This is a genomic window from Vibrio sp. 779(2023) (genome assembly GCF_033344285.1).
Lineage (GTDB): Bacteria > Pseudomonadota > Gammaproteobacteria > Enterobacterales > Vibrionaceae > Vibrio > Vibrio alginolyticus.
Map to the genome: position 1 here is coordinate 1 of NZ_JAWPOM010000105.1, position 1392 is coordinate 1392.

Below are 1392 nucleotides of genomic sequence, written 5' to 3' on the forward strand. Positions count from 1 at the left end.
AGTGAAGTTGCCTATTTAACATATGACCAATATTACGCACCTTTAAGAGTGGTTATGATGTCATCACGTTAATTGAGGTTAGGTGAACGGATGCCACACAATTTTTTAGATCGAAAGAAAAAACCTTTGAGCTCTTCTGGCGGAGGCTATAAGCCACTCCATGAAGAAGAATCATTAAGAAAACCACAAGCTCGAGAAGAAACAGTTAGAGAGCGAGCAGCCCGCCAACGTCGAGAGCGTCAAGCTGAATTGACGTATACCCAAGAAGATTACGCCCGTTGGGAACGAAATCGAAAAAGGAGACAGCTAGAGGTCGAAGCTCAAAAGGCGATTGAAGAATTATTAATTTTTCTTCCCGCATTGGATCTGGAAACTTCGGTTCACAGCCAAGCGGTAAAAGAATTTAGCGAAGCGTTCGATGTTATCTTGAAAGGGTACAACGGGGGCAATATTTCCTATGAGACTGGATATGATCTTATTCATCAGGTCAAAAATGGTTTCATTGAGGGAGGTGGTGCGCTTAGAAAAGTCGAAGAGAATCGGTTATCACGCCAGACAGAAAAGGCTGATAATTTCTCTCAAGATGGCAGTTATCGACGCAATCTAGTAGTGAATGATGAATCGTTTAATGTGCGTTTTAAAGCGAGTTGCGCTACGCCTGAATGCTTAATGAGAAATGCCAATATCGACATGGAAGATGATGCTTTTCAGGATTACATTGAGGCTGCAACACAAGATAAACGTTCGGATGTGATGCAGGTGATCGGTGTTGCTCTTATCGCTAACCCATATCTCAAACCTTTAGAATATGTTGTGTTTGGAGATATAGCCTACGCTGGACTTAAAGATAAAAACCTTGATCCTCTTTGGGCTTATTTAATGGGTAGAGGGGCTTACTATCGCCTACATTTACTTAGCGTGTCTAAGAGAGTGAAAGATACCTCAGAAAATGTTGTAAGTTATTTTTCAGGGAGCGTTTTAAGTAGTGATTGATAAGGTTAAGACGCAAAAGTATGTGAATGTGTCCGATGGTATTAATGCATCTTGCTTAGGGATATGTTTATTCTTTTTTTCTGCGGAATTTATCTATCTTTTAAGCTTCTGGGGATTAACATTTTTTTTCTCAGGACTTGCTCTGAGACGTTATTGTAAAGGTAAGGGTATGATGCGTTTCGGAACTAGTAGTGAAATTGATACTGATGACATAAACGAAATTATTAGTTCATATAACAATTACTTACTGATTCTTGCTATTAGTAATGTAGTAATGGTGGGAATTACAATATATCACCTCTATCAAGCTTTCATTTAACTTAAATGGTTTAGTGCGAACCCAGATTTAGACGTAAGAACGGCTCCCAATCGGGAGCCGTTCTTCGTTGTCAGGGGGCA

At 39.9% G+C, this 1392-nt stretch carries 2 protein-coding genes; both read left to right on the forward strand.

The features are described 5' to 3' along the window. Window positions 1–90 precede the first annotated feature (90 nt). Window positions 91–993, forward strand: a complete 903-nt coding sequence (locus tag R8O70_RS25285) for a hypothetical protein (protein WP_169608408.1) — start codon at window positions 91–93, stop codon at window positions 991–993. Beyond that, window positions 986–1312, forward strand: a complete 327-nt coding sequence (locus R8O70_RS25290) for a hypothetical protein (RefSeq protein ID WP_169608406.1) — start codon at window positions 986–988, stop codon at window positions 1310–1312. Before R8O70_RS25285 ends, R8O70_RS25290 begins: the two co-directional genes overlap by 8 nt. Window positions 1313–1392: the final 80 nt, after the last annotated feature.

Bases quoted from the DNA above. Each gene is read 5' to 3' on its own strand.
- R8O70_RS25285 (WP_169608408.1), top strand. From the start codon at position 91: ATGCCACACAATTTTTTAGATCGAAAGAAAAAACCTTTGAGCTCTTCT.